Source organism: Actinoplanes sp. KI2 (assembly GCF_025630775.1).
GTDB lineage: Bacteria > Actinomycetota > Actinomycetes > Mycobacteriales > Micromonosporaceae > Actinoplanes.
The window spans coordinates 145,468-170,423 of sequence record NZ_JAOSZE010000007.1 but is presented as its reverse complement, the minus strand read 5'-3'; the positions used below and the strand labels follow the sequence as shown (position 1 = coordinate 170,423).

The following is a 24,956-nucleotide window of genomic DNA, read 5'->3' as shown; positions in this document are numbered from 1 at the left end:
GCCCGGCATTTCGAAGGGACTCATCGACATGCCCCGTGTGGTACCGGCGGTCATCCGCGCGCTTGACATTCTCGAACTATTTCTGGACCGCCCGCAGCTGTCGGCGCGAGAGGTGGCGGACCGGCTGGACCTACCCCGCACGACCGTCCACGAGCTGCTGGTGACGCTTGTGGCGCGCTCATACCTGATCTCTGTTCCAGGCCAGCCGGTGCAGTATCGGCTCGGTATGCCGCTGTTCCAGCTCGGTGCGGCGTTCGCCGGTCGACTCGACCTGGTCCGCGAGGCGCAGAGCGTCGCGCGGGACGTGGCCGCCGCGTGCGACGAGGCGGTCCATGTGGCCGTGCTCGACGGCGCCGACGTCGTCTACCTCGTCAAGGTCGACAGCACGCACCCCGTCCGGATGGTCTCCGGGGTCGGGCTGCGGCTGCCGGCCCACTGCACGGCGGTCGGCAAGATCCTGCTGTCGAGCCTCGATCCGGCAAGCCTGGACGCCGTTCTGGTGGAGGGCGCCCTGCCGGGCATGACGCCGGACAGCATCACCGACCCGGACTCCTTGCGCGTACATCTCGAAGGCGTACGGGCCGAGGGCGTCGCGGTCGACGTCGGTGAGTCCGACAGCGCCATGCGCTGTGTTGCCGCGGCGATCCGAGACCATTCCGGCGCGACCATCGCCGCCATGAGCGTCTCCGCGCCGATCATTCGCTGGACCTCGCAGGCGCAGGTGGAGTGGACGAGGCTGGTTCGCGAGGGCGCGGCCACGCTTTCGGCCCGCATGGGGCACTCGGCTCAGCCTCAGTAGCCGGCCGGCCGTCAGCGGCCGGACACCGCATCGAAACATTGACACCTCTCACGGCATTCCTCTACCGTCGCGTCCACACACCATACGGTATTTCGAACTCTGTTCGATATCTCGAACGACGGCGGTTGCCGAACGCAGCACGCTCGCGGCACTGCCCCGGCACGCGGAACACGCGAAATCTCTCGTTTCGAATATTTCACCGAGCGGCTCGGCGGTCCGGGCGTGTTCGAGGGGGTCACGCCCGGGCCCCGGCGGTGAGGGAGATGAAGGAGGCAAACGGCTATGAGCGAACGCCCGTTGTGGTCCCGGCGCGACTTCTTGGGGATGGGGGCCGGGGTGCTCGGCGCGGCCGGTCTGGCCGCGTGCGGGGGCACCTCCGACACGGCCCCCAAGGCGCAGGCAGAGGTTCCGAAGGAACTGGTCGACGCCGCGTCGTCGGCAAAGGGCTCCTCGATGGGGGTGCTGTCGCAGAAGTTGTACTCGACGGCGGCCAATGAACAGCTCAACGCATCGATCAAGAAATTCGCCGACGCCACCGGCACGAAGATCGAGAACAGCCTGGTCCAGGCCGACGCCGGCGACGTGGTGGCCAAGATCGACGCCGAGGTCAAGGGTGGCGTGGCGCGCGACCTGGCGTTCATGACCGACTCGCGGTTCGTGGCGCAGTTCCACGCGCTCGGCGACCTGGAGGACGTGACCGACGTCGTCACGGCATTGACGGCCAAGTACGGCGAGCCCTGCGCCGAGGCCAAGAACTTCTGCGTCTTCGACGGCAAGTGGTTCGCGATCCCGTACCACTTCATCGGGATCGGGTCGTTCCTGCGCAAGGACTGGATGCAGGAGAAGGGCATCACGCCCAAGGACGTCTACACCTGGGAGGAAATACGCGACCTCAGCCTGGCCATCTCCGATCCGGGCAAGCGCCGGTTCGGCTGGGGCATGACGGTGAACCGGTCCGGTGACGGCAACGGCATGATCGAGGCGTTGATCAACTCGTACGGCGGGGCGATCGCCACCAACGACGGCAAGAAGGTCACCTTCGACTCACCCGAGACGGTGCAGGCGGTGACCTTCCTGGGCGACATCTACACCAACCCCAAGTACAAGCCGATGCTGCCGCCGGGCGTGGCCAGCTGGACCGACACCAGCAACAACGAGAACTGGCTCGCCGGGATCCTCGGCTACACCCGCAACAGCTTCAGCGTCTACGCGGACTCCAAGACCAAAAAGAATCCGGTGTACGGCAACACGCACGTCTTCTCCGACTGCATCGGCCCCGCGACCGACAAGTCGCTGCTGCTCGGCCAGTCGCAAGGTTTCGTCGTGTTCAAGGGCGCCAAGAACCCCTCGCTCGCCAAGCTCCTGGCGCAGTACCTGGTCAGCGCGCCCGCGCTGGTCGGGGTGGCGAAGGAGGCGCCCGGCCTGGTGATGCCCGCCTGGGAGAAGGTCTGGGACGCCGATCCGTACTTCACCGGCGGCGACCCGGCATTTCCGATGGTGCGTCACCTGTCCCAGCAGTCGTTGCCGCTGTCCACCAAGAACGGCCTGTCCTTCCCGCAGAAGGCCAGCGCCGGCCAGCAGGCCGTGGTCGCGGCCTACGTCCTCACCGACATGATGCAGCAGGTCGTCCAGGGCACGGCGGCCGCTCAGGCCGTCAAGGCGGCCCACGCGAAGATGGTGCAGATCTTCACCCAGCAGGGGTTGCCGCAGTGAGCTCGGTCCGTTCGGCGCCGGCCCCGGTGACGCGAGCTCCCTCGCCACCGGGGCCCGGCTCCCTCACGCCGGCCCAGCGGCGGCTGGGTCGTGACTGGCGGCTGGCAGCACTGTTTCTGGCGCCGACGGCCGTGCTGGTCGGTGCGCTCGTACTGGTGCCGATCGTCCGGTCAATCGTCACCAGCACCACCGAGCGGCACGGGCAGGACAACGTGTTCGTCGGCCTGGACAACTACCTGGCCCTCGCCGGCGACGAGCAGTTCCGCACGGGCGTGGTGAACTCGTTCGTCTTCACCGCGTACGCCGAGGTGTTCAAGGTGGTGCTGGGGCTGGCCGCGGCCCTGCTGCTGCACCGCCTGCGGCGCGGGCGGGCACTGGTGACCGGCCTTCTCCTGATGCCGTGGGTGGTGCCGACGGTGGTGACAGCGTTCAGCTGGCGCTCCCTGCTCGACCCGATCTTCGGCAGCGTCAACGCCCTGCTCACCCAATCGGGGATCGGGCCGCTGCTGGCCACCGCGCATCTGGTCGACAGCTGGCCCGCGGGTTGGCTGTCCGACCCGTCGCTGGCCATGCCGTCCGTCATCCTCGTCAACGTGTGGAAGGGCGTGCCGTTCTTCACCGTCTGCTTCCTCGCCGGCCTGAAGGCCATCCCGGCGGACCAGTACGAGGCGGCGACCATCGACGGCGCCTCGGCATGGCAGCGGTTCGTCCACGTGACGCTGCCCGGACTGCGCCACGTGATCACCGTGACCGTCACCCTTTCGTCGATCTGGACGTTCAACAACTTCGACCTCATCTGGTTGCTGACCCAGGGCGGCCCGGGCAACGTGACCGCGCCGTACGTGCTCGTCGCCTACTCGAAGGCGATCCTGCAGCTGCAGTACGGCGCGGGGGCGGCGGTCACGCTCGTCATGCTGCCGATCATCGCAGGCCTGGTCTTCGTGCTGGTCCGGATGTTGCGCCAGGACACCGGAACCAAGCCACCCCGGCGGACCCGGACGGCGCCGTGGATCGGGCCGGTCCGAAAGGCCCTGCCCTGGGCCGGCGCCGCGGCGGTCGCCGGCCTGCTGGCCTGGGCGTCACCGCAGATCTTCTGGAAGGCGGCAGCGGTCCTCGGGGTGATCCTGCTGATCGCGGCGGCAGTCGGCCGGGTGGTCTCGGGGCTGCGGGCCCAGGGTGGTCGCCGCGCCTCGTCCCTGGTGTCGGGCATGGGATCCGCTGTCGCGCTGGCCGGGTTGCTGGCCTTCGTGCTGGGCCCGCTGTACTGGATCGCCGTCACGGCCTTCAAATCCGAGGGCCAGGTCGTCACGCGCGAACATGACCTGTGGCCGACGCCGTGGACCTTGGAGCAGTTCGGCGCCCTGGTCACCAACCAGCCGTTCGGCCGCTGGTATCTCAACACCGTGCTGGTGTCCGCGGCGTCGACCGCGGTGGCCCTGATCTGCGCGGCCCTGGCCGGCTACGCGCTGGCCCGGCTGCGGTTCCGCGGGGCGCGGGGCTTCACCGTCACGGTGCTGCTCACCTACGTGATGCCGGGTGCGCTGCTGTTCATCCCGCTCTACCAGCTGCTCATCGGGGTGCGGCTCACCGACTCGATGTGGTCGCTGGTGCTGACGTACCCCACCTTCACGATCCCGTTCGCCACCTGGCTGCTGGCGGGATACTTCGCGTCGATCCCCGCCGAGCTGGAGGAGGCCGCACTGGTCGACGGTTGCACCCGCGTCCAGGCGTTCGGCCGAGTGGTGCTGCCGCTTGCCAAGCCTGGGCTGCTGGCGGTCGCGCTGTTCACCCTGACCAATGCCTGGAACGAGTTCCTCTTCGCCTTCGTGTTCATCACGAAGGACGAGTACAAGACGCTCCCGGTGGGGATGCAGTCGATGATCGCCGGGGACGTCGTGCCGCAGGGGCAGCTCGCCGCGGCCTCGCTGCTCGTCAGCATCCCCGTGGTGGTCATGTACGCCTTCGGACAGCGCTTCCTGACCGAGGGGCTCACGGCAGGCGCCGTGAAGGGCTGACCACGTCGCCACGGTGCGGACAAGACCTGGTCACGCGTTGCCGCCCCGGCCTGAACCATGCCGCCGTCGGCCACGGCTCAAGCGCAGCGCCCGGGCCCCACTGCCGGTCACGGTTCCCGGCGGCTCGGGGTGTAGCGCACCGCGTGCCGCTGGTAGGTGCCGGCCAGCTGTCCCCTGTTGTTGATCGCGACGAGGGTGGCGTCGGCGGGCACGCCGCGGGTGGTCAGGTCGGTCATCACGCCGTGCTGCCACAGGAACGGATGGCGTGGACCGCCGGCCGTGTCGGCCGTACCGATGATGTCGCCGCGGTCGTTGACGGCGTCCGCCTGACTGGACACCCCGCCGAGGGTGCCGAGGTCGGTCATGACCCCCGCGCGCCGGACGAAGGCGTGCCGCCGCCCGTCGGCGGTGTCGGCGCCGCCGACGATGTCGCCCCGCTCGTTGACGGCCCGCGCGTCGCCGGCGGCGCCGCCCAGCGTGTCCACGTCGGTCAGCTCGCCGTCGGCCCATCGGCAGCCCCGCAACACCCCGGAGGGCAGGTAGCGCGTGCCGACCACCTCGCCGCGGTCGTTGAGGTCCCGGGCATAGAACTCGCCGAGGTCGGTCAGGGCGCCGCCGTCCCACAGCGTGGTGTGACGTACCGCGGTGCCGTCGGGCGGAAAGCTCCAGCCCAGCACCTGGTCCCGGTCGTTGACCGCGTCCGACCCGCTGGAGTCGCCGCCGAGGGTGCCCAGGTCGATCACCGTGCCGCGGCGCCAGGCGAACGCGTGCCAGCGCGGGCTGGAGAACAGCGTGATGCCGGTTACCGTCACCATGCCGCGATTGTTGACGTCGGTGGCCCAGGCGTAGTTGGCGCCCGGCGGCAGCCCGAGATCGGCCATCGCGCCGTGCCGCCAGAGAAACGGGTGCCGCCCGTTGTCCACGGTGTCGGCCACCCCGACCACCTCACCGCGATCGTTCATGGCGGCCGCGTCGCTCGACTGCCCGCCGAGGGTGCCCAGGTCGACCACCTGGTACCCGCCCGGCTCCGCGGGTGGGCAGGGTGCGCCCGCCGGGGCGCCGAGCAACACCACGGTCATCCCGGTGGCCAACGAGCTCAGCAGTGCCATCGCCGCTCCTTCTGCGCACGAGCCCGGCCTCGCCGGCCGCCCGGACAGCGTCGCGGACGGTTGTTAAATCCGATCAAGCAAGCCACCGCGCACCCGCCATCCGCACATTCCGGGCCGGCACCTCCGGTACCGCCGAGCACCCTGTCCGTCAGACAGCGGCGACGGAACCCGGCAGGAAGGGCATGCGGATGGCGGAGAACGGCGCGGACCCGGATGACGCGCTGCAACGATGGTGGGAGCGGGTGGCGGCCGGCGAGACCGTGGACCGCGCCGGCCTCGACGCGGCGATCGAGCGGGGACGGTGGAAGGTGGACACCGGCGCCGCCGGGGACCTCGAGCACCGCCAGCTCGCGATCGCCTATCAGGATCGCTGGGAACGCGACCGCACCCACTTCGACGACGCCGACCGGGCCATCGCCCTCTGGCGGCTGGTTCTCGACGGGCAGCCCGGCGAGGGGCTAGCCGCCCTGTTCTGCGGCCGGCTCGTGGCCTTCCGGGCCGAGCGCACCCGCGACCCGCGCGACATGGCCGAGGCCGTACGGCTCGGCGACATCGCGACCCGGGCGCTCGACGACGCCGACTCCTGGTACCTGTCCGGCTGGGCCCATCTGGTACGCGCGTTCAGCGGCGGGCAACCCGACGGCATCACCGAGGCGCTGAGCCGGTTCGGCACCGCACTGCGCCGCGGCCCCGACGACGACCTCCGCTGCGTCATCACCCGCGAGCAGCTGCGGGCCGCCTTCAGCCGGTACGGGGAGGGCCGACTCGGCCGGGCCGAGCTCCGCGACCTGGTCGAGCGCGGACACGCCCTGCTCGACGCGCCCGGCGACGCCGCCATGCCCAACCAGGCGCTGCTGGCCGGAACCCTGGCCATGGTCGAGATCGGCACCGCCGTGGCCGAGGGCCGGTCCCACGACTTCGCCCGTTGCCGTGCCCTTCTCGCCCGGTACCGGGCCGTCCAGCTGCCCGATCCGCATCTGCGGGCCGAGCTCGACGGCGCCCAGGCCCAGCTCGACCACTTCGCCGGCACGAGCGGCGACCTCGACCGGGGCGTCGCCGCCGTCGGCCGGCTCGCCGGGTCCGACCGGTTCTCCCCCGAACAACGCGAGACGATCGCCGCGCACCTCGGCCTCATGCGCACCGGCCGCGCCGTCGAGGAGGGTGACCTCGCCGCCCTCGACACCGCCATCGAGCAGCTCCGCACCGGGCCGGACCCGGCCGCGCGAGGCCTGGCCACGGCGCTGACGTCGGTCCGCGAGGCCGGGCGGCTCGCCGAGGCGGGCGACGAGACTGCGGCCGCCGCCGTGCTGGCCCGCGCCCGGCAGGAGCTGCCCGGCGACGACCCGGCGGCAGCGATGCTGGGCGCCATGCTCGCCCACCTGACCGGTGGCCGGTCGCCCCTGACCGGCGACACACCCGCCGGGGCCGCCGTCCGCGTCACCGCCCTGGCCGCCGAGGTGGGCGCCGCGGCGGCCCACGACGACATCGCCACGCTGCGCCGGCTCGCCGCCACGGCGGGCCCGCTCGCCGACCTGGTCCCCGACGACTATCCGATGCTCAAGATCCCCGCCAGGAGCACCGCGGGGACGGCCGAGCTGGAGGTGGCCCGCCGCGACCCGGCCGACCACGCCGCCGCGGCGCGGGCCACCGCCCATCTCGCCGCGGCCTGCGCGCTGGCGGGCGGGGCGCACCACGCGCTCTGGCCCCAGCTGGCGATCGCCTACGGGCACAGCCTGCGGCTGGGGAACCGGCCCGACCCGGCCCGCAGCCGGGAGACCGGCCGGTCCGCGCTGGTCGCCCTCACCTGGCAGGCGCTGGTCCAGGCGGACACCGGGCGCGCCCTCGAAGCGGCGACCGCGGCCGGGCGGCACGTCCGTACCGTCGTGGCCTGGTGCGCCCAGGACGCCGGCGATCCCGCCGCCGGCGACGACCTGGTGGCGGTCCTGGACGCCGGGCGGGGGCTCGCGCTGAACGCCGCCACCGCCTCCCGGTCCATGCCGGAGCGGCTGACCGCGGCCGGCCATCCCGGCCTCGCGCAGGCGTGGCGGGACAACGACGGCGTGGGTGGAACACCCGACGACAACCTGCGGGTACGGGCCCTGCACGCGCTCACCGCCGACTCGGACGTGTTCGCCACTCCCGGCCCGGCCGAGATCCGCGGCGCGTTGACCGCAACCGGCGCCGACGCGCTCGTGTACCTGGTCCCGGCCGACGACACCCGGCCCGGCATGGCGGTGGTCGTGCCCGTCGCCGGGCAGGTGCGCGTGCTGACCCTGCCCGAGCTGCGGGCCGGGCGCGCGCCCACCGGATGGACCCGGGCCGCGAGGGACCTGGCCCCGGCGCAGGACGAGCGGCCGGCCGGCGGCGACGCCCTCGACGAGGTGTGCCGATGGGCGTGGTCGGCCGGGATGGGACCGCTCACCGAGCTCACCGACGGGTGGCGCCTGCGCCGGCCCGCCCGGCTCGTGCTCGTGCCGACCGGGGCGCTCAGCCTGGTGCCCTGGCACGCCGCGCACGACGGGCGGCACTACGCGATCGAGCGACTCGTCCTCTCCTACGGTGTCTCCGCCCGGATGTTCTGCGCCTCGGCCGCAACGCCACTACGCTCGCCGCGGTCGGCGCTCATCGTCGGCAACCCGGGCGGCGGCCTGCCGCACGCCGCCGACGAGGCCCGCGCGGTCCATCGCGACTTCCATCCCGGCGGCACGCTGATGCCGCACGCCACCGCCGAGGACGTGCTGGACTGGATCGCCAAGCCGGGACGTGGCCCGTCGCTGCTGCACCTGGCCTGTCACGGGTACGTCGACCGGGACCGCCCGGCCGACGCCCGCCTCGCCCTCGCCGGCGGTGACCTGCCGGTGCTGCGCCTGCTCGCCCACGCCCGCTCGGCCGGGCTCGACCTCGACCGGGTGGTGCTGTCCGCCTGCTCCACCGGTGCGGCCGGCTCGCTGCACGACGAGGCGATCAGCCTCGCGACCGCGTTCCTGGCCGGTGGGGCGCACACCGTCTTCGGCTCGCTGTGGGCGGTACCGGACGCGGACACCGCGCGGCTCATGTACGCGCTGCACCACCAGCTCACCGTCCGGGGCCGGCCGCCGGTGGACGCGTTGCGCCTCGCCCAGCTCGCCATGCTGGACCCCGCCCGCGAGCCGCTGCCGGACCTGCCGCCAGAGTTGTCCACGGCCGGCCCGGCCGGGCCTCGGAGCTGGGCGGCCTTCGTGCACATGGGCCGTTGAGCAGGAGCTGACCTGGTTCAGTCGTCCGCCACCTTGAGCACGAGCTTGCCCGTGTTCTGGCCGTTGAACAGCCGCAGCAGGGCCTCGGGAAAGGCCTTCACGCCGCCGTCCACCACGTCCTCGCGGGTGCGCAGTTTCCCGGCCGCCAGCCACCCGGACATCTCCGCGGCGGCCTCGGCGTACCGGTCGGCGTAGTCGAAGACCACCATGCCGGTCATGGAGGCCCGGTGCACCAGCAGGGACAGGTAGTTGGCGGGCCCCTTGACCTGCTCCGTCGCGTTGTACTGGGAGATCGCGCCGCAGATGACGATACGGGCGCCCCGGGCCAGCCGGGTCAGCACCGCGTCGAGGATGTCGCCGCCCACGTTGTCGAAGTAGACGTCCACGCCGTCGGGTGCCGTCTCCCGCAATGCCGTGCGTACGTCGGAGGACTTGTAGTCGATGCAGGCGTCGAAGCCGAACTCCTCCACGACGAGGCGGCACTTGCGCTCGCCGCCGGCGATGCCGATCACCCGGCAGCCCTGGAGTTTGGCGATCTGGCCGACCACGCTGCCGACCGCGCCGGCCGCGCCGGACACCACGACGGTCTGGCCGGGCTGCGGGCGGCCGATGTCGAGCAGTCCGAAGTAGGCGGTCATGCCCGGCATGCCCAGCACGCCGAGGTACACCGGCAGGGGCGCCAGTGCCGGGTCGACCTTGGTCATCCCCCGGCCGTCCGACCGGCAGTACTCCTGGACGCCGAGGGTGCCGTACACATGGTCGCCGACGGCGAAGCCGGGGTGGCGGGAGGCGACGACCCGGCCCACTCCCCCGGCGCGCATGACCTCACCGATCCCGACCGGGCGGATGTAGGACTTGGCGTCGTTCATCCAGCCGCGCATGGCCGGGTCCAGCGACAGGTAGATCGCCTGGATCAGCAGTTCGCCCTCGCCCGGCTCGGCGACCGGTTCCTCGACGTACTCCCAGTCGGTGGGCTTCGGCAACCCGACAGGGCGGGCGGCCAGCCGGTACTGACTGTTGATGCGGCTCATCTGGAGGGCTCCTTGGTCGTCGAGATACGGGTGATACGGGCGCGCCGGATGATGCGGCGGCAGCGCAGTTCGAGGACCACAACGGCGATCCCGAAGAACCGGAACTTCCTGTTGGTGGTCTGTCCGCTGAGATACCGCTGGTACACCTGCTGGGCGATGACGGCGACCCGGAACAGGCCGAAGACCTGGTACCAGGCCCATTCGGCGCGGGTGACGGTGACGCCGGTACGCGCGCAGTAGTAGGCCAGGACCTGCTCCCGCGTCATCATCCCGGGCAGGTGCGTGGGCTGGCGGCGGAAGAGCCGCAGCAGCGGCTCGTCGCCCGCCTCGACCCAGTACCCCAGCGAGTTGGCGAGGTCGAGGATCGGATCGCCGACGGTGGCGAGCTCCCAGTCGAGCAGGCCGATCGGGCGGGTCGCATCGGCCGGGTCGAGCACCACGTTGTCGAAGCGGAAGTCGTTGTGGACCAGCGTGTGCGGCCGGTCCTCCGGCTGGTGCTCGGCCAGCCAGCGCATCACCGCCTCGAAGCTGCCGACGTTGCGGGTCCGAGCCTTGCGGTAACGCTCGGACCAGCCGGCGACCTGCCGGGCGACGTAACCGTCGCCCTTGCCGAGATCGCCGAGGCCGGCCGCGGCGACGTCCACCGAGTGCAGGCCGGCCAGCAGGTCGATGACGTTGCGGCACAACGCGGCGGTCTGCTCGCGATCCAGCTGTACGCCCGGCGGCAGTTCCTTGCGCGGGATGGGTCCGTCGATCCGGTGCATGACGTAGAACGGCGTACCGATGATCGAGGTGTCCTCGCACAGGGCCACGGTGCGGGGAACGTACGGCAGGTGCCGGGCCAACTGGGTCTGGATCCGGTGCTCCCGGGCCATGTCGTGCGCGCCGTTGACGTGGTTGCCCCTGGGCGGCCGGCGCAGAATCAGGTCGCCGCCCGGGTAGCGCAGCAGGTACGTCAGGTTCGACACGCCGCCGGAGAACTGGCGCACCTCGGGCACGGCGGTCAGGTCGACTCCCGCACCGGTGGCGTTCGCGGCCAGCCAGGCGGCCATGGCGCGAATGTCGAAGGCGTCCTCCGCGCGCACCTCCCGGTCGCTCATGTGAGCCTCCGGACGACCCGCAGCGGCAGCACCTTCATGGCGACGGCCAGGGGCACCCAGGGCCACTGTGGAACGTACGCCTTGATGCGCCGTTGCTCGATGGCGCGGACCATGGCGCGCACCCCGGTCTCGGTGTCGACCATGAAGCGGGTCTTCTGCTCGACGTGGGCGTTCATCTCCGAGCGGATGTAGCCCGGATAGATGACCGACACGTCGACGCCCCTGATGCGCTCCGCGCGCAGGCCCTCGGCGATCGCCGCCACGCCCGCCTTCGTCGCGGCGTAGGTCGTCATCGAGCGGCGCATGCCGCGCAGCGCCGACATCGAGGAGATGAGGACGAGGTGGCCACGCCCCTGTTCGCGGAAGATCTCCAGAGCGGCCTCGCATTGCGACAGGGCGCCGACGAAATTGGTCATCGCGGTGGCACGGTTCGCGTCGGCCCGGCCGGTGCCCAGCGGGGCGCCCTTGCCGATGCCGGCGTTGACGACCACGCGATCGAGCCTGCCGAACTTGGCGGCGAAGGCGTGGAAGACCTCGGTGACCGCGGCGGGATCGGTGACGTCCAGCGCGGCCGTCTCCACCCGCCGTGTGGTGTCGGCGCGGATCCGGTCGGCGAGCGCGTCGAGCTGGTCCGTGCGCCGCGCGCACAGCGCCAGGTCGTAGCCGAGAGCGGCGAACTGGCGGGCCATCTCCGCGCCGAGGCCGGCGCTGGCACCGGTGATCAGGATGACGCCGCCGGTCACGGCGCCTCCTGGATGGTGGCGTCCGCGCCCAGCTCGATCTCGCGGATCCGGGCGCCCGCGGCGATCATGCGGCGGTCGTAGAGCGGACGGGCCAGGCGCTTGGTCCAGAACGCACGCCGGGCCGGCCGGTCCGGCAGGACCAGGAAGCGCTTTGCGTCGACGCCGCGCAGCACCCGGGCGGCCATCTCGGTGGCGTCCAGCGGCGCACGAGCGATCAGCCTGGCCGCGATCCGCTCCATGAGCGGGTCGTCGCCGCCGAGCGAGGCGGCCAGATTGGTGCGGAAGAACGACGGGCAGACGACGCTGACGTCGACCCCCCAGGGGCGCAGCTCGTGGCGCAGGCCTTCGGACAGCGCGACGACGGCCGCCTTGCTGGCGTCGTACGAGCTCATCGCGGCCGGATGGGCGAGTCCGGCGATCGACGCGACGTTGACGATGTGGCCGTGTTGCTGCGCCTTGAACATCGGCGCGAACATGCGGCAGCCGTTGACCGTACCCAGGACGTTGATCTCGAGAACCCGCCGCCAGTGCGCGTCGTCGAGCCGGTCGACCCGGCCGCCCGCGGCGATGCCGGCGTTGTTGACGAGCAGGTCCAGACCACCGAAGTCACGTTCGACTCGGTCCAGTGCGGCGGCCCAGTCGTCGAAGGAGGTGATGTCCAGGCGCTGGTAGAGCGCGCCGGCCGGCACCTCCAGGGCCGGCGCCAGGTCGGTGACGAGCACCCGCTCCCCGCGGGCCGCGAGCCGCTCGGCCAGGGCCCGGCCCAAACCGGAGGCACCACCGGTGACCAGGACGCGACGCCCGCTCACCGGAGTGCTCCGTGCTTGCCGAGCTCCGCGCGGGCGACCACGCCCTTGTGCACCTCGTCCGGGCCGTCGGCCAGGCGCACCGCCCGGGCCGCGGTCCACGCGCCGGCCAGGGGGAAGTCGCTGGACAGCCCGGCGCCGCCGTGGATCTGCATGGCGAAGTCGATGACCTGCTGGGCCACGTTCGGTGCGGCGACCTTGATGGCGCTGACCTCGGTGGGTGCGGCCCCGTACCGGTCGAGTTTCCAGGCGGCGTGCAGGATCAGCAGCCGTACGGAGTCGATGGCGATGCGGGCCTCCGCGATGCGTTCCCGGTTGCCACCGAGGTCCACCAGCGGCCTGCCGAACGCCTCCCGGGACAGGCCGCGCTCGCACGCTAGGTGCAGCGCCCGCTCGGCCAGGCCAACCATGCGCATCGCGTGGTGCACCCGGCCCGGCCCGAGCCGGCCCTGCGCGAGCTCGAACGCCCGGCCCGGTCCGCCGATGACGTGGGTGGCGGGAACTCGGACGTCGGTGAACGACACCTCACCGTGGCCGAACGGCTCGTCGAGGAATCCCATGGTGTCGAGCATCCGCTCGACCTTCACGCCGGGGGTGTCCAGCGGGACGAGCACCATCGAGTGCCGGGCGTGCTTGGCGGCGTCCGGGGCGCTGAGACCCATGACGATCAGGACGTCGCAGTCCGGATGGCCGATGCCGGTCGTCCACCACTTGCGTCCGTCGAGCACCACGTCGTCGCCTTCGAGCACGGCGGTCAGCCGCATGTTCGTGGCGTCCGAGGACGCCACCGCGGGCTCGGTCATGGCGAACGCCGACCGGATCCGCCCGTCGAGCAGGGGGTCGAGCCACCGCTCGCGCTGCTCCGGCGAGCCGTAGCGCAACAGCAGCTCGGCGTTGCCGGTGTCCGGCGCGTTGCAGTTGAACACGTAGGGGGCCAGGGACGACCAACCCGTCGCCTCGGCGATCGGCGCGTAGTCCAGATTGGTCAGGCCCGCACCGCCGCGGGTGCCGAACCGCTCGGCGTACGGGCCCTCGTGCCCCGCCGGCAGGAACAGGTTCCATAGGCCCTGGGCGCGGGCCTTGGCCTGCAGTTCGCGTACCTCGTCGGACACGCGCCACCGGTCGGGCTCGCCACCGGGCCGGCCGGCCTCGCACGCCCGGGCATGCAGGTGACGCTCAACGGGAGCGATCTCGGCCGCGACGAAGGCGCGGACGGCCTCCGTCAGTTCGGCGGCGCGGGGGGACGGACTGAAATCCATGCCTCGAGCCTATGCAGCCACCCCGGAAAAACTTGATCGTACGCGACAATGACTTGATCGTACGCGACACGTCAGTCGCGGTTGCGGGCCTCGCGCCGCAACTGGGAGGGGGTACGCCCCCACCACCGCCGCGCGCATCGGGTCAGCACCGCCTGCTCGGCGAAACCCACCAGGTTGCTGACCTGAACGAACGGCATGGTTGTCGTGGTGAGGTACGAGCGCGCCCGCGCCCGGCGCACCGAGTCGAGAACGGCGCCGAACGAGGTTCCCTCCACGGCGAGCTGCCGCTGCAGCGTCCGCGGATGCACCGTCAGCACCCGGGCGACGTCGCCGAGCTCGGTGGACCCGGTACCCAGCGACTGCTCGAGGACCGCGCGCACCCGCGACGTCATGGCCTTACCCGCGCCCGGGGACTGCCGCGACAGGAAGGCCAGGGCCAGCCCGCGTACGGTCGCATCGACGCCGTCCAGCGGGCGCGACAGCAGGCTGGACGGCAGCCGCAGCACCGCAGTGGCACGGCCGAAACGCACGCGCGCGCCGAACGCCTCCTCGTACCGCTGCCGGGGCGCGACCGGATCGTGCGGCAGGTCGACCGACTTCAGCCCGTACCGGCCGCCGGCGAGAAACATCACCGTACGGTGCAGGAACAACACCGTCATGTCGGTCGCCTGTGGCAGCGGCCGTACCCCCGGAAACGTGTAGCGGAGGGCGACCACACCGCGGTCCCCTTCCGGGTCCTCGATCACCGAGACGCTCTGGTCGCGGGCGTGCACGAACATGTAGCGCGAGGTGCATTCCAGGGCATCGGCCACCGACGGCGAATGCTGGATCGCGATCGCCAACGGTCCCAGCAGGCCAAGCTCCTGCGCCTGGCCCACCCGCAGCCCGAGATCGGGACAGCCGAGGTCGGCGGCCGCCACCTCGAGCACCGCTGCCAGCTTCGAGTCCTCCACCAGCAACTCGTCGGTGTCCAACGCCTCCACCGGCAGGCCCACCCGCCGTGCGCAGCCGACGGCGTCGCCGCCGAGCGACTCGACGACCTGCCGGAACTTCTGCAACCCGGCGGAACGGACCAGAGACACCCCTACAGGTTATGTGCCGGACCGACGCGGACGACCTGCCTCGGACGTATTTGGCATCGGGCAGGGCGCGGGCATGTCCTCGGTGTAGTGCGGCGGCGGTGGTGGAGCAGGAATCCGCGCTCTCAGATTGGTTGACGTCAATGTCATTGACCTGATGTCGGTCGTCGTCCGGCGGGCGTGGGAGGCGCGCAACCAGGACGCAATCGCCGCGCATACACCCACCGGCAGACTCGTCGGCAGACCTCGTCGGATACCGGCCGGGCGCCAGACAGGAATGTCGACCAATGGGAGGACTCATGGGGGGACCCATTCAGGCACAGCGATACGTTCCCTCCCGCTACATCAGCCTTTCTCACCAGGACGACGGCACGCTGCTGTTGTACTGTTCGCGTACCGGCGCGTTGGGCGAGGTGCCGGCGGAGGACGCGGAGAGCGCGCGAAAGGCGCTGCTCCCCAAGGCGGTCACCGAGGGGCCGCTGACCGGGATCATGCAGGACCTGGCCGAGGGCGGCTTCCTGGTCCCCGCGGGCACCGATGAAGCGTCAGCGGTGCACGACCGCTATGTGCGCCGATACGACGACCGCAGGCTCAGCCTCATCGTCATGCCCACCGAACAATGCAATTTCCGCTGCGTCTACTGCTATGAGTCGTTCCTGCGGGGAGAGATGTCCGCGGAGATCCAGGAGGGGCTCAAGCGGTACGTCGCCGCTCAGCGCAACCTGGAGAGCTTCACGCTGTCGTGGTTCGGCGGTGAGCCGCTGCTCGCCCGCGAGGTCGTGGCCGGCCTGAGCGAACACTTCCAGCGTTTCTGCGCCGACCGCGGCATCGCGTACGCCGCGCAGGCCACCACGAACGCCTACCTGCTGACGCCGGACTACGCCGAACGGATCATCGCCGCGGGGGTGCGACATTTCCAGATCACGCTGGACGGCGTAGCCCACGAGCACGACAAGCGTCGTATCGGTGCGAACGGCGAGAAGACGTTCGCGCGGATCTGGGAGAATCTGCGGTACCTCCGGTCGACCGACATCGAGTTCAATATCGCCTTGCGGCACAACTTCGATCCCGATGGCCTGCCGCGCCTGCCCGATTTCCTGGAGATGCTCAAGGCCGAGTTCGGGGGCGACCCGCGGTTCGCCACGCTGATGCGACCGATCGGCAAATGGGGTGGCCCCAACGATTCGCAGCTCAATGTCTGCGAGGGGCGTAGCGCCAACCAGGCGTTGTTGGAGGCCCGACGGCTGAGTGTGGGTGCCGGGTTCCGCGACGCCAGCGAACTGGCCAGCATGCAGCCGGACGGGTACGTCTGCTACGCCGCTAATCCCCGGTCGTTCGTCATCGGCTCCGACGGCAAGGTGTACAAGTGCACCGTCGAGCTGGACTACCACGACCGCAACATCGTGGGTCAGCTGCATCACGACGGCGAGATGACGCTGGACTGGCGAAAGATGGCGCTCTGGCTCGAGACCGACGGCATGGACGAAGGCAAGAAGTGCGGTAGCTGCTACTTCAGTCCCTCGTGCCACGGCGCGGTCTGCCCCAAGGAGTGGATGGACGAGGTGGAATGCGCCTGCCCGCCGACCAAGCACAACATCAAGGAGACGCTGACCCTGATCCGCGTCGAGAGCCTCTTCGCGGCGCCGCCGGTCGCGGCGGCCGTTGACTGTCCGCGCGATTGACGGAGATGCGTTGATTCCGCGACATGGCGGGTCGACCTGGCCGGGCACCACACGACCCGCCGTCCGGTGCCTGTCTACCGAAGGGGGGTGTGCGACATGACGTGGATTGCGAAGGCGAAGGCGGTTGGGGCCCTGACCGAGCCGACGAACGGAAACTGCGGCATCTGCTGATGAGGCGGGAGGGGCCACGCCGATGGCCCCTCCCGTCGTCGACGCCCTACCAGAGAAAGCTGCCATCATGGCCGACCTGCCCTGCAAGGATCTCCTGATCGGAGCGAGCGGCTCCATCCACGTCACTTACCTGTCGCAGTACCTGCTGCTGTTGCGGCGACAGTTTGCGCAACGAATCCGGGTCATCATGACCCGCACGGCAACGGCGATGGTACCGCCCGCGACGCTGGAGTTGTACACCGACGGCCCCGTCTACACCGACCTGTGGGGCACGAACGACATGCCGTGTCCGCATCTGCGCCTGACCCGTTCGGCCGACCTGTTCCTGGTGCTTCCGGCGAGCGCGAACACGCTGGGCAAGGCGGCGGCGGGGATCGCCGACGACCTGCTGTCCACGGCCATTCTGGCCAGTCCCACACCGGTCCTGTTCGCGCCCGGCATGAACTCCGCGATGTGGAACAGCGGCGCGGTACAGCGCAATGTCCGGCAACTGCGCGACGACGGGCACTACGTCATCCCCGGCGAGCAGATCCCCGAGGTCGGCACCGGCGACTTCACGGAGACCGGCCCCGGACCCACGGTCGACCAGGTGATGTCGCACAGCTGGCACGTGCTGATGCGGCGGTACAAGGAGGACTACTGGGCGGAGGCCACGTCGACGCCTCCGGCCCCGCCGTCGGGCCGCAATGGCCTCCCCCTGGTCTCCACGGGTGGCGAAGCCAGGACAGCGTGAGCCGCGACACCGTCGAGCCGGAAAGCCCGCCGCGCCCGGCAACGTCGCTGTTACGAGACTCGCGGCCATTCGCGCGGCTGTGGGCAGCACACAGCATCTCCGTTGTCGGGGACGCGCTTCGTGTCATCACCGTGGCGTTGTGGGCGTACACGGCGTCCGGGAACTCGACCCGGGCGGTGGCGATCGTCATGCTGGCCGGCCAGGTGCCGGTCATCGCCCTGGGTCCGTTTCTCGGCACCATCGCGGACCGGTTCAGCCGGCGGCCGATCATGGTCTCCGCGGACCTGGCGCGGGCGGCTCTGAGCCTGCTGACGGCGTTCGGGATGGCCGCCGGGAGCCTGCCGGTCGTGCTCGGCGCGGTGACGTTGTCGGCCGGGTTCAGCGTCGCGTTCTCCGCGGCCCGCAGCGCCGCCATCCCGCTCGCCGTCACGCCGGCCCACCTTGCCCGCGCCAACAGCCTGATGACCACCACCGAGCAGGTCAGCTACGTCATCGGGCCGCTGGCCGGCGCGGCGCTGTTCAGCACGGTGGGATTCGCGCCCGCGATGCTGATCGATGCAGTTTCCTACCTGGCATCCGCGCTGTTGCTGCGTACCCTGCCCGCGTACCGGCCCGAAGCCGGGTCGCGGGCCGGCGAGCGTACCCCGATGCTGGCGGAGATCCGTACGGGCATGCGGGCGTTGCGCGCCAGCCGCGCTCTGGTCATCGCGAGCGTCACGTACCTGTGTCTGGCTGTCCAGGCCGGAGCCAACAACACCGTCATGATCGGGTTCCTGCCGGTGAACCTGCACCGGCCGCCCAGCGAGGTCGCCTGGCTCAGCCTGGCGAACGGCCTGGCGCAGATCCTCACCGCAAGCATGTTCATCGCGCTCGCGGCCCGGCTCCGCACCGCGGCGACGCTCTCCGTCGCCGCCGTCGTGATGGCAGTCGGCGGCTGGGTCCTGGCGATGTCGACCGGGTTGGCGGTGGCATTGTGCGCCGTGACGGTGGTCGCCCTCGCGAACAGTCCGTTCACCATCGCGTTCGCGACGCTGCGTCAGACGGCGGTGCCGAACGCGGTTCAGGGACGGGTCTCGGCCACGCTGACGTCGCTGTCCGGGATCGCGTTTCTGACCGGTGCACAGGCCGCCGGTTGGCTGGCCGACCTGCGTGATCCCCGCTGGAGTCTGATCGCGGCCGCTGCCGTCTTCACCGTGGGGACCGTCGTAGGCCTGTGCGGGCTCGGGCGGCGTGACTTCCGCGCGGCCCAGCCGCCGTGACCGTCGAGGCGTGCAGAGGCTGCGCGTCGATCATCCGACACGACACCGTCCCCTCCATCGATCTCGACTAATGTTCGGACGCGCCCCCGGGGTACGGGGCACGGACGGAGGATGCCGGCGTGCCGGACGGGCAGGAACGGGGCGTCGAGTTTCGGGTTCTGGGTCCGGTCGAGGTGATCGTCGATGGTCGCCCCGCCGATCTGGGGCCGGCGAAACGCCGGCTCGTCCTGGCGCTGTTGCTCCTGGAGAGCGGCCGGCGGGTGCCCGTCGACCGGATCGTCGAGTTGACCTGGGAGCAGCCTCCGCCATCGGCGAAGCGTGTGGTGTTCGCGCACATCGCCCGGCTTCGCAAAGCCCTGGCCGGGGCCAGGCCCTACGGCGTCGAACTGGCCAGCGGCCCGGCCGGCTACGAGCTGCGGGTCGATCCGGAACAGGTCGACGCGGCCCGGTTCCGGCGGCTGCTCGCGGCCGGCCGGGCAGCCGACGACCCGGCGTCGCGGGTGCGGCTGCTTCGCGACGCGCAAGCGCTGTGGCGCGGACCGGTGCTGGCCGGCCTGGGTGCGGGCCCTGGAGCGTTACGGCTCGTCCAGGGTCTGGATGAGCTACGGCTGACCTCCATCGAGGAGCGCATCGACGACGACCTGGCCGCCGGCCGGCATGCCGAAGCGGCGGCGGAGCTGGCCGAGCTGCTGGCGAGACAGCCATCGCGGGAACGGATGGCGGGGCAGCTCATGCTCGCTCTCTACCGGTCCGGGCGCACCGCCGAGGCGCTGGAGGTCTACCGGCGTACCCGGGTCCATCTCGCCGATGAGCTCGGCCTCGACCCCGGCCCGGAGCTGGACGCGCGGCACGAGGCGATCCTGCGCCGCGATCCGGCGCTGTCGCTCGCCCCGCCCGCGCCGGTCCGCTCGGCACCGCCCCCGCCGACGTCCGGCAACCTTCCGCGCGACATAGCCGGCTTTACCGGCCGGGACGACCACCTCGCTCGGCTGTCCACCTGGCTGCCGCAGGGCTCGGTAGCGCCGGTGGTGACACTCAGCGGCCTCGGTGGTGCGGGCAAGACCGCGCTGGCGGTCCACTGGGCGCACCGGGTCGCCGACCGGTTCCCCGGTGGCCGGTTCTACCTGGATCTGGGCGAATACGGACCCGAGGACGACACCCGGGCGCTGCCGATTCTGTTGCGCGCGCTCGGGCTGGCGCCCGGCCAGATCCCACAACAGCCGGGCGAAGCGGCGGCGGTGTACCGGTCGCTGCTGGCCGGGCGCCGGATCCTGGTCATCCTCGACAACGCGCGCACGGCCGCTCAGGTCCGTCCGGTGCTACCGGCGGCACCGGGCTGCATGGCCCTCGTCCTGGGCCGACGCCGCCTCGACGGCCTGATCGCCCTGGATCAGGCCCACCATCTGCCGGTCGGTGACCTCACCCAGGCCGAGGCAACGGCCATGCTGGCCGCCTTCGTCGGCGCCGAGCGGCTGGCGGCCGAGCCCGAGCAGGCGCGCCTGATCACCGAACTGTGCGGCCGGTTGCCGCTCGCCCTGGGCATCGTGGGCGCGCAGTTGAGCGGACACCCGCGCCTCGCGCTGCGCACCTACCTCACCAGGCTGACCGGCGGAGACCTGCTGTCGACGCTGGCCATCGACGACGATGACCGGGCCGCCGTCCGGGCCGCCTTCGCCGGGTCGTACCGGGAGCTCTCCGCCGAGCTGCGTACGACCTTGCGCCGGGTGAGCCTGCACTACGGACGAACTGTCACCGCGCACAGCGCGGCCGTGCTCGCCGACTGCGACACCGGTTCGGCCGCCGAGTGGTTGGCGCAGTTGAGCCGGTGCTCCCTCATCGATCAGGTGACCGACGAGCGTTACCGGCTGCACGACCTGCTGCGGCTGTTCGCCCGGGAACGGGCCGGGTCCGAGGGCGACGACCAGGACGCCGCGGTTCGCCGGCTCACCGACTGGTACCTGCACGGCGTCGATGCCGCGACCCGCCGGTTGTATCCGCAGTTGCTGCGCCTGCCGTTGCCCGACGCCGGGATCGCGGCGTCACCGCGCCGGTCACTGGTCTTCGACAGCGACACGCAGGCGCGCGACTGGCTGGAGGGCGAGCTCGACAACATCGTCGCGGTCATCGACCGGGTCGCGGACTCCGACCGGCCGGAGCCCGCCTGGCTGCTCGCCGACGCATTGCGCGGCTGGCTGCAGGCCGGCCGGTATGTCGGCGAGCTGCTTGTCGTGGCCCGTGCGGGAAACCGTGCGGCGACGCGGGCGCCGGCCCGGACGCGGGCGGCGATGCGGCTCGGCCTCGCCAACGCCATGCGGTATCAGGGCGACACGCTGGCGACGATCCGTCACTTCCGCGACGGCCTCGCCCTGTGCCGTGCCGCGGACTGGCCCGACGGGGAAGCCGCAGCGAACGGGACGCTCGGCAATCTGAGCCTCGAGATGGGCGACCTCGACAAGGCCGCTGAGTATTACGAGCGGTCGCTCGAGCTGTTCGTACGCACCGGACACCGCGGCGGCCAGGCGACCAGCCTCGGCAACCTGGGCGCCATCTACCGCCTGACCGGCCGGCTGACGCAGGCCGCCGACGCCCACGCCCAGGCGCTCGCCCTGCACCGCGCGACGGGTTCGATGGGCGGGGCGGCGCTCGCCCTGGCGAACCTCGGCGTGGTGCAGACCGAGCAGGGCCGCCTCGACGACGCCGAGAACCATCTGGTCGAGGCGCTCGGAATGTTCCGCCGAACGGGTGACCGGTCCGGCGAGGCGGGCACTCTGGAGGCGCTCGCCGCCGTGGAGCGCGAGGCCGGCCGTTACCACGCCGCACTCCGACACGCCCGGTGCGCGGTCGACCTGGCACGGCAGGTTTCCTTCCGGCGTACCGAGGCGGACGCGCTCAACGTGCTGGGCAGCATCCAGCACGCCATGGGAGACCAGTGTGCCGCGATGGACAGTCATCGGGCGGCGCTGGCGCTGGCTCGCGAGCCGGCCGTCCACCACGGCGACGCGGAAACGACTGCGTTGATGGGCATCGCTGTTGTCTTCGGCGCCACGGGAGAGCGGGACCGCGCGGCCGGTTACCTCCGGGAGGCCGTCGACCTGGCCGGCCGGCAGCACAACCGTCTGCTCCAGGACCGCGCCGAGAAGATCGCCACGGGCCTGCGTACCGGATGACCGGCCCTCGGGCGCTTGTGGTGGCGGTCTGCTTTGATCGCGGCTATGCAGATGGTGGAGCGGCCGTGGGGATCACGGCATTCGGCGCGGCGCGTCTTGCACGTCGAGGACGTCGACCCGGAACAGCCCCGTACGTGTTGCCGATACCCGGGACCTTGAGTACAGGTACCTAGCGAGGACGAGTAGCGCGACGGGTGCTCGTCACTGCGGCAACTGGAAGTCTTCGGGTGCAGATCAGCAGACAGAAGGGTGTCGTCGTGTCTCCCAGAAGTGAATCCGCACCAGGCCCATCGACGGTGGGCAGTCGCGTGTCGAACGCCGTCCTCATCGCCGGGGTCGCCTGCGCGGCGGCCCTCGGTGTGCTGCTGGGTGGGATCGTGGGCGCCAACATCGGAGGGAACTGGTACACGTCGTTCAGCTTTGCCGGTCAGCGTGGGTACGAGGCGACCGGCTTGATCGGCGCCGTGGTGGGTGGCGTCGTGCTCGGCATCGTCGGCGCGTGGCTGGCGCTGAGGCGTCGACGCACGACTTAGGCGGCGTCGACGGTATCCGGGCGCCAGGCCCGCTCGCACTCGGCGGCCGAACTCGTCGCCCGAGTCTGGTCCCAACGACGGCGGTAGAAGCGGTTCGGCACGGCGGAAGAGTACCGCTACGCGGCGCCCCCATCCGGCCGCGGAGAACGCGCGGCACCCAGTACCTGATCAGTAGTAACCGTTGACCGTGTTGCTGCGGACCGAATGCGATCGGGCGCCGGAGGGGAAGACGGTGACCTTGGCATAGTTCTCGTCCTGACCGTCCCAGTCCTCGTTGAGCAGGGCACCCGTGCAGGAGTACTGGTACCAGTAGTTCCCGTTCGCATCGGTGGTCAACGGCCACGCGTCGCAAACCGGTGTGTCGTCGAACCAGGTGTCCTCGCCGATGATCTTGATGGAGTAGCTCGTGGGCACCGCCTGTGGCAGGTTGAAATGACCGCTCACGGTGAGCGAGTAGTTGCCGCCACCCTGCGGGCGGATCGTCAGGTGGGCCCACTCCGCCACGGCCTGAGCAGGCTGCGCCGTGGTGAGGCCGACCGTCGTGGCCGCGGCGGCCGCCAAGACGGGTGCCACCAGCCTCCGCTTTTGGATCACGTTGTTCATCCCCTCCCGGTCCCCCCTCGCGCCCCGGTGGCGACGGGGGTTGACGGCCGTAAATGCGGCTTACATGATGTTATGCCCGTTCCACGCTTCAGATCGTTGGCTCAGGGGATTCGGCGAGCCGTCGACACAGGTGAGCGGGACGATCCAGCAGATTCGTGATTTATCGACGCCACAGATGCGTGGTGAGCCAGTCGATCGTCTCGCGCAGGTAGGCGGCGCGGTTGGCGCTGTGCTGCAGCTCGTGGCCTTCGCCGGGAAAGAGCAGGTAGCGGTGGGGGTGGCCGCGCTCGGCAAGGGCGGCGACGAGCTGCTCGGCCTCGATCACCGGGACGTTGGTGTCGTTCTCGCCGTGGACGACCATCAGGGGCGCGCGGAGGCGGCCGAGGTGGTTCATCGGGGAGAGGTCGGCGAGCAGCTCCGCGTCACGCACCGGGTCGCCGTACTTGGGGACCGCGGCCGCCGCGATCCACGGCTCGGTGTGCCGGTAGAACGTCTCGAAGCTCGACATTCCACAGACGTCGACGCCGACCGCGAAGAGATCCGGGAACCTGGTGAGCGCGGCAAGCGTGAGGTAGCCGCCGTACGACCGCCCGATGCACCCGACCAGCGTCCGCTCGGCGACGTCAGAATCGAGGAGATGGCGGACGCTGGAGCGCACGTCCTCGATCGCCCCGTAGCGCAGCGGACCGTTGTCGGCGGTGACGAAGGCGCGCCCGAGGCCGGCCGAGCCACGCACGTTGGGAGCGAAGACGGCGATCCCCCGCGCGACCAGGGCCTCGAGCAACGGCTCGTGCCCGGGCCGCTGCTGCGCCTCGGGCCCGCCGTGCAGCCAGATCACGGCCGGGTGCGGCCCGGCGCCGCGCGGCCGATAGAGCCACCCGGTCAGGGTCAGCTCGTCGTGCGCGGCAAAGGTCTCCAGAGTCGGCCGCACGGCGCCGGCCGCCGCGGGTGTCGCCGACACCGCCCGGGTCCCGAACGACGCCGCATGGACCCACACCCCGGGCGGCTGCCCCGGCCCCTCGGCCGCGAACGCCAGCACCGAACCGTCGAAGCTCCAGCCGAGCCCGGTCACGACGCTCCCGGGAAGCTCCAGCCGGCCGTCGCCTCCGATTATGTCCACTTCGGACTCGCCGCCGCGAACGTTCCAGAGCACCGCGACCTTCGTCCCGTCCGGCGTGAGCGCGAACCCTTCGACCTCGGCCTCGGCGGCGGCGAGCACGGCCGGCGGCGCCGAACCGATCGGCTCCGACCTGATCAGCGCCGGAAACTCCCCGTTCTCCGCCCGGGCGTACACCGTCGTGCCGTCCGGCCCGAAGACCGCCTGCTCACCCAGGCAAATCAGGGTGTCCACGGCGGTGGCCAGCTCCCGCTCGACGACCCGCCGCGCCCCACGCGGGCCGACCCGCAGCAGCGCCCGCTTCCCGTCCGGCGACACGTCCAACAGGGCCACCAGCACCCCGGTCGCCACCACCGTACGGCTGTCCGCCTCCGGGTCGACCAGCACCGCCGTGGTCAGGTTCTCGGTCAGCGCCAGCAGCGGCCGCCCCGGCAGCCAACGCACGTTCTCCGCCGTGTCCGCCCCGAAGCCGGCCACCTGGCGCAGCCCCGACCCGTCCGGCCGCACCAGCCACACCTCGTGCCGCGGCGCGCCGCCCGGCGCCACCTGGCAGGCGAGCCAGTCGCCGCCGCCCGACCACTGCACCGACACGACCGGCGACTCCCCGGTGTCCACCAGGACCGCCCGCGGGCCGGCCACCGGTTGCACCCACACCTGCGGCCGCCCGCCGCGGTCGGAGAGGTAGGCGCAGTGGCCGCCGTCCGGCGCGAGCGACGGCCCCCAACTTCCGCCTGCCTCGGCGGGGAGGACGCTGGTCCAGCTCACCGGCGCCACGAGCTGTCCCCTCATGGAGCGTCCTCC

At 71.4% G+C, this 24,956-nt stretch carries 18 protein-coding genes; 9 read left to right on the top strand and 9 right to left on the bottom strand.

The window, feature by feature from the left end:
* Positions 1-28: 28 nt before the first annotated feature.
* From ODJ79_RS09465 to ODJ79_RS09455, 3 genes are all read left to right on the top strand, one after another.
* Entirely contained in the window at positions 29-799 is a 771-nt protein-coding gene (locus tag ODJ79_RS09465) for an IclR family transcriptional regulator (RefSeq protein ID WP_263022970.1), read from the top strand.
* A 282-nt stretch (positions 800-1,081) separates the two neighbouring features.
* Positions 1,082-2,512: an extracellular solute-binding protein gene (locus ODJ79_RS09460; RefSeq protein ID WP_263022969.1), complete on the top strand. Its 1,431-nt coding sequence runs from the start codon at positions 1,082-1,084 to the stop codon at positions 2,510-2,512.
* Positions 2,509-4,527 carry an ABC transporter permease subunit gene (locus ODJ79_RS09455; RefSeq protein ID WP_263022968.1) on the top strand — a complete coding sequence of 673 codons (2,019 nt, stop codon included), beginning with the start codon at positions 2,509-2,511 and terminating at the stop codon, positions 4,525-4,527. Before ODJ79_RS09460 ends, ODJ79_RS09455 begins: the two co-directional genes overlap by 4 nt.
* Before the next feature lie 107 nt (positions 4,528-4,634).
* Here the strand turns inward: ODJ79_RS09455 and ODJ79_RS09450 are convergent, their stop codons facing one another.
* Positions 4,635-5,636, bottom strand: coding sequence for a hypothetical protein (locus tag ODJ79_RS09450; protein ID WP_263022967.1), 1,002 nt, complete (start codon positions 5,634-5,636; stop codon positions 4,635-4,637).
* 182 nt (positions 5,637-5,818) lie between these two features.
* Here ODJ79_RS09450 and ODJ79_RS09445 point away from each other — a divergent pair, with 182 nt between their 5' ends.
* Entirely contained in the window at positions 5,819-8,872 is a 3,054-nt protein-coding gene (locus ODJ79_RS09445) for a CHAT domain-containing protein (protein WP_263022966.1), read from the top strand.
* A 17-nt stretch (positions 8,873-8,889) separates the two neighbouring features.
* Here the strand turns inward: ODJ79_RS09445 and ODJ79_RS09440 are convergent, their stop codons facing one another.
* From ODJ79_RS09440 to ODJ79_RS09415, 6 genes are all read right to left on the bottom strand, one after another.
* Positions 8,890-9,903 (bottom strand): NADP-dependent oxidoreductase, encoded by a 1,014-nt coding sequence (locus tag ODJ79_RS09440; RefSeq protein WP_263022965.1) that lies wholly within the window; start codon positions 9,901-9,903, stop codon positions 8,890-8,892.
* Complete coding sequence (locus ODJ79_RS09435; protein ID WP_263022964.1) at positions 9,900-11,003, bottom strand: phosphotransferase family protein; 1,104 nt, start codon at positions 11,001-11,003, stop codon at positions 9,900-9,902. Before ODJ79_RS09435 ends, ODJ79_RS09440 begins: the two co-directional genes overlap by 4 nt.
* Positions 11,000-11,746 (bottom strand): SDR family oxidoreductase, encoded by a 747-nt coding sequence (locus tag ODJ79_RS09430; protein ID WP_263022963.1) that lies wholly within the window; start codon positions 11,744-11,746, stop codon positions 11,000-11,002. The genes ODJ79_RS09435 and ODJ79_RS09430 overlap by 4 nt, the downstream gene beginning before the upstream one ends.
* Entirely contained in the window at positions 11,743-12,555 is an 813-nt protein-coding gene (locus ODJ79_RS09425; protein WP_263022962.1) for an SDR family NAD(P)-dependent oxidoreductase, read from the bottom strand. The genes ODJ79_RS09430 and ODJ79_RS09425 overlap by 4 nt, the downstream gene beginning before the upstream one ends.
* Positions 12,552-13,811 (bottom strand): acyl-CoA dehydrogenase family protein, encoded by a 1,260-nt coding sequence (locus ODJ79_RS09420; RefSeq protein ID WP_263022961.1) that lies wholly within the window; start codon positions 13,809-13,811, stop codon positions 12,552-12,554. The genes ODJ79_RS09425 and ODJ79_RS09420 overlap by 4 nt, the downstream gene beginning before the upstream one ends.
* Before the next feature lie 71 nt (positions 13,812-13,882).
* Positions 13,883-14,893 carry an AraC family transcriptional regulator gene (locus tag ODJ79_RS09415; protein WP_263022960.1) on the bottom strand — a complete coding sequence of 337 codons (1,011 nt, stop codon included), beginning with the start codon at positions 14,891-14,893 and terminating at the stop codon, positions 13,883-13,885.
* A gap of 296 nt (positions 14,894-15,189) precedes the next feature.
* On the opposite strand from ODJ79_RS09415, the gene ODJ79_RS09410 reads away from it, so the two are divergent.
* From ODJ79_RS09410 to ODJ79_RS09390, 5 genes are all read left to right on the top strand, one after another.
* Positions 15,190-16,572 (top strand): radical SAM/SPASM domain-containing protein, encoded by a 1,383-nt coding sequence (locus ODJ79_RS09410; protein WP_263022959.1) that lies wholly within the window; start codon positions 15,190-15,192, stop codon positions 16,570-16,572.
* A 238-nt stretch (positions 16,573-16,810) separates the two neighbouring features.
* Positions 16,811-17,476, top strand: a complete 666-nt coding sequence (locus ODJ79_RS09405; protein ID WP_263022958.1) for a flavoprotein — start codon at positions 16,811-16,813, stop codon at positions 17,474-17,476.
* Positions 17,473-18,735, top strand: coding sequence for an MFS transporter (locus ODJ79_RS09400; RefSeq protein WP_263022957.1), 1,263 nt, complete (start codon positions 17,473-17,475; stop codon positions 18,733-18,735). Before ODJ79_RS09405 ends, ODJ79_RS09400 begins: the two co-directional genes overlap by 4 nt.
* Before the next feature lie 119 nt (positions 18,736-18,854).
* A complete protein-coding gene (locus ODJ79_RS09395) occupies positions 18,855-21,902 on the top strand; it encodes an AfsR/SARP family transcriptional regulator (RefSeq protein ID WP_263022956.1) in 3,048 nt (1,015 codons plus the stop codon).
* A 308-nt stretch (positions 21,903-22,210) separates the two neighbouring features.
* On the top strand, positions 22,211-22,435 hold the full coding sequence (locus tag ODJ79_RS09390; RefSeq protein WP_263022955.1) for a hypothetical protein: 225 nt from the start codon (positions 22,211-22,213) through the stop codon (positions 22,433-22,435).
* A gap of 168 nt (positions 22,436-22,603) precedes the next feature.
* Here the strand turns inward: ODJ79_RS09390 and ODJ79_RS09385 are convergent, their stop codons facing one another.
* The gene (locus ODJ79_RS09385; protein ID WP_263022954.1) at positions 22,604-23,008 is read right to left on the bottom strand and encodes a hypothetical protein; all 405 of its coding nucleotides are present in this window, start codon (positions 23,006-23,008) and stop codon (positions 22,604-22,606) included.
* Positions 23,009-23,198: 190 nt separating this feature from the next.
* Positions 23,199-24,944 (bottom strand): S9 family peptidase, encoded by a 1,746-nt coding sequence (locus ODJ79_RS09380; RefSeq protein ID WP_263022953.1) that lies wholly within the window; start codon positions 24,942-24,944, stop codon positions 23,199-23,201.
* Between the last annotated feature and the right edge of the window lie 12 nt (positions 24,945-24,956).

Coding starts and splice junctions, on each gene's coding strand:
- ODJ79_RS09465 (WP_263022970.1), top strand. CDS start 29: ATGCCCCGTGTGGTACCGGCGGTCATCCGCGCGCTTGACATTCTCGAA.
- ODJ79_RS09410 (WP_263022959.1), top strand. CDS start 15,190: ATGGGGGGACCCATTCAGGCACAGCGATACGTTCCCTCCCGCTACATC.
- ODJ79_RS09405 (WP_263022958.1), top strand. CDS start 16,811: ATGGCCGACCTGCCCTGCAAGGATCTCCTGATCGGAGCGAGCGGCTCC.
- ODJ79_RS09380 (WP_263022953.1), bottom strand. CDS start 24,944: ATGAGGGGACAGCTCGTGGCGCCGGTGAGCTGGACCAGCGTCCTCCCC.
- ODJ79_RS09445 (WP_263022966.1), top strand. CDS start 5,819: ATGCGGATGGCGGAGAACGGCGCGGACCCGGATGACGCGCTGCAACGA.
- ODJ79_RS09440 (WP_263022965.1), bottom strand. CDS start 9,903: ATGAGCCGCATCAACAGTCAGTACCGGCTGGCCGCCCGCCCTGTCGGG.
- ODJ79_RS09450 (WP_263022967.1), bottom strand. CDS start 5,636: ATGGCACTGCTGAGCTCGTTGGCCACCGGGATGACCGTGGTGTTGCTC.
- ODJ79_RS09460 (WP_263022969.1), top strand. CDS start 1,082: ATGAGCGAACGCCCGTTGTGGTCCCGGCGCGACTTCTTGGGGATGGGG.
- ODJ79_RS09435 (WP_263022964.1), bottom strand. CDS start 11,003: ATGAGCGACCGGGAGGTGCGCGCGGAGGACGCCTTCGACATTCGCGCC.
- ODJ79_RS09420 (WP_263022961.1), bottom strand. CDS start 13,811: ATGGATTTCAGTCCGTCCCCCCGCGCCGCCGAACTGACGGAGGCCGTC.